At 37.5% G+C, this 2,595-nt stretch carries 1 protein-coding gene; it reads right to left on the reverse strand.

Going from position 1 to position 2,595, the window contains the following annotated elements:
- On the reverse strand, positions 1-1,832 hold a 1,832-nt coding region (locus RDO37_RS04760), incomplete at its 3' end, for a hypothetical protein (protein WP_308498291.1).
- Positions 1,833-2,595 lie beyond the last annotated feature (763 nt).

Consider the following 2,595-nt stretch of genomic DNA (forward strand, 5'->3'; position numbering starts at 1 on the left):
AACACATGTGCCTGTTTTTTTATATCTGAAGCCCTGTGGTTGCATGCAGTGCTAAATCTATAGCTTCTCTGGTTATTGTTTTTAGCCGAATTAATTCTTATTGATTCATCTTCGCAATTAAATCTACTGTCTTTCTTTGCTTTAGCATCGGACTCAGGCAGGTGTAATCTATCTTCCTCACCATATGGTGTGATGGCCTCATAAAGTATCTTATCGGTATTAATTTCATCAAGGGACATTACACACTCATGCTCACATTCTACTCCTTTAACCTTGTAGCTTGAAATAATGACAAAAGCTTCGCCCAAGTCATAAGTTTTACCTGATACTATGCGAGTACTACTCTTATCTTGAATCGTAAACTCTTCATATTTATTACATTTCTTGCAAAATGCCTTAAATGTCTTGTTTGCTGGCTCTATTACGTAGTTAGCTTGCTTTATATACTTGACATTGCATAGTTTATGTGAGTCATCTTTCTGATCTTGATTAGGTAGTACTTTAGTCTTAGGCATGAAGTGATGAATGGCATTTTCATTTATAAATGTGAACACGTCTGACAATTCATAGTCGTGGCGAAGTATACAATCAAGGATTGTAGAAGGCTTGTCAGGATATGGGATTTGTTTTCGGTGGCTAACGAACCCCTTTCCAAGATTCGAAGTGTTAATGATCTCTTTGTGAATGGCCCCGACCTCAGGTACATTGTGCCCGAATTCTTTCTCTGCAGAGCCTTTGACTATTACCTTTTTACGCGACTTTCCTTTTGCGCCAAAATTCTCATCATCATCATCATCATCATCATCATCTTCTTCTTCTTGATTCTCGTCGAAATCTTCTGCGTTAGGAGCATGCACATCTGCTTTGCTCTTTTCGCTCTTTGAAGGCTTTATATTACTCTCAATGATATTAGCTACTCGGCTTTGATTAAGTTCAGTAAAGATCTCGATAATGAAATCTAAGCTATTCTTTAAAGGGCTTATTTGGCCATCAAGCAAATTCAGCGCAAAGCCCCTGTCAAGAGAAGTGAACTTGGTTTTATTAATGTTATGAACTTTTATAATGAACTCATGACCCAATGACTCTACATTGCTTAGAGTTGTTCTAGCTCTTTCTAAATCTTTAGCCAGCCTTTTGTTTTCTTTACGTTCTTCTTTAAGCTGGCAGTTCAAATCATGGTTGGATTTAACTAGAACTTCATTCCTGCGCTTCAAATCAAGGATTTCTTTAGCTTGAGCTTCATACATCTCAACGCTTATAGGATCATGATGCAAGTCTTGGTTTAAAGCTGTTTTATTGGAGTTAGTGAGATCATTTGTATGATCTTTTGAGTTGTCTTTACTGGTTTGAGAGCCAAGATCATGGCTTATGTTGCACGTAAGATCTCGCTCTTGAGTAGACTCACTATCTTTAGATAAACTGCCATTTAAAGCGGTTTGTTTGATGTTTTTAAGATCGTAGCCATGATCTTTTTCATTCTCTTTGCGAGAATGAGATTTAAGATCGTGACTTTTGTTGCATGAAAGATCTGGCTCTTGAGTAGAGCCATGATCTTTAGACAAACCGCCATTTAAAGCGGTTTGCTCGGTATTTTTAAGATCGTAAACATGATCTTTTTCATTATCATTACGAGAATGAGAGTTAAGATCGTGACTTTTGTTGCATGAAAGATCTGGCTCTTGAGTAGAGTTATGATCTTTAGACAAACCGCCATTTAAAGCGGTTTGTTCGATGTTTTTAAGATCACGGTCATGATCTTTGTTGATATTGAGATCGCTATTTCTATGATCTTTGTGTAGATCTTTGATCTTATTTTTAGTTATAATGGTCATAGTGATTTTTTTTAGGGTCGGCGTGCAACACAGTTAACATGTGTTGCCGCTAATCAAACTAAGATCATACAAAGTTCAATTAGCAGCTGCATTGCAGCTGACCCACATAAGGTTACAGGAAATTATGGCTTAAAGAAAAAAAGCCGATCCTAATCCTTATATATCCCGCCTTTATTGGCAAGTGTATCGATCACACTTTAGCCAAAATTTTTCACGTCTATATACAGCCAATCATAAACAAACTACGTGTTTTTGAATGCCTAAATATCCATACACCAAAACACTAATACTTGTAATCTATTGGCTCAAATCTCAACTCTCGACCCAATTTTCTTTGGCTATATATAAAAAAAGGAGCCAAATGGCTCCTTTTCAGTTATAAATAATGCTGTTAGTATTTTTGTCTGCCTGATAGACTACCTTCCTTAAGTAGCCTATCCAAAGCTCGCCTACTTATGACTGTAGGAAGTAAGTCACTATTGAACTTGTGCTGGAATCGCCCACTTGCACGTTTTCTGGTAAAACATGTATAACCAGAGCCGTCAACAACGAATACCTTGCATATGGTTCTTCGTTCATTCAGTGTCACAATAACTACAGGATCAATACCGCTCCAACTTATATTGATAGTGTTAGAGACAAGCATATCGAACATAGTTGGTATGCCATAGCGGGCTGATATCGGGGTATTCACCATATAGATGAGGCAGTCTTGAGGGATGATCATAGCCCCCTCCAAGAGAGACCATCTTGCATATGATGC

This window comes from uncultured Anaerobiospirillum sp., assembly GCF_902485895.1.
Lineage (GTDB): Bacteria > Pseudomonadota > Gammaproteobacteria > Enterobacterales > Succinivibrionaceae > Anaerobiospirillum > Anaerobiospirillum succiniciproducens.